Consider the following 725-nt stretch of genomic DNA (forward strand, 5'->3'; position numbering starts at 1 on the left):
TTTTTTTGAAGAAGGCCTAGAAGGACTTCAAGAAAAACCTCGGACTGGTAGGCCTGCATACCTCACCGATGAGCAGCGGGCTCAACTCAGTGCCTTCATAAAAAAAGAAGCTGAATCACCTTCTGGTGGCCGCCTTGTTGGAAGCGATATACATGACTACATCGTTAAACACTTTGACAAGCACTACCACCCTAATTCCATCTATTATCTCCTCGACCACATGGGTTTTTCTTGGATAACTTCTCGTTCCAAACACCCTAAACAATCACAGCAAATACAAGACGATTTTAAAAAAATTCCAAATCGAAACGATCCTTAAGATCCCCGGCCATATTGGGCTAGAGAGTGTTGATGTCTGGTTTCAAGACGAAGCTAGGTTTGGTCAGCAGAACACAACAACACGTCTTTGGGCTACTCGTGGAACGAGACCTCGCGTAGTAAAACAGCAGCAATTTGAATACGCTTATTTGTTTGGCTCAGTGTGCCCATCGAGAGGGATTGGTGAGGCAATGGTCGTCCCTTGGGTTAACAAAGACATCATGATAAACCATCTAGAGCAGATATCTAAAGTCACAGAAAAAGACCGTCATTCAGTGGTAATAATGGATGGCGCAGGATGGCATACCGATGATATTGCTAACCCATTTGATAATGTCAGTATTATCAAATTGCCGCCATACTCACCAGAGCTTAACCCTATAGAGCAAGTGTGGAGTTGGTTAAGG

General features: G+C 43.9%; 2 protein-coding genes. Both read left to right on the forward strand.

Translation table 11 applies throughout. The features are described from left to right. On the forward strand, window positions 1-319 hold a 319-nt coding region (locus AB4375_RS21440), incomplete at its 5' end, for a transposase (protein WP_372052488.1). Window positions 320-332: 13 nt separating this feature from the next. Beyond that, window positions 333-725, forward strand: a 393-nt coding sequence (locus tag AB4375_RS21445) for an IS630 family transposase (RefSeq protein ID WP_372052489.1), incomplete at its 3' end; no start/stop codon positions are given.

The organism is Vibrio sp. 10N.261.51.C6 (assembly GCF_041471785.1).
Lineage (GTDB): Bacteria > Pseudomonadota > Gammaproteobacteria > Enterobacterales > Vibrionaceae > Vibrio > Vibrio crassostreae_C.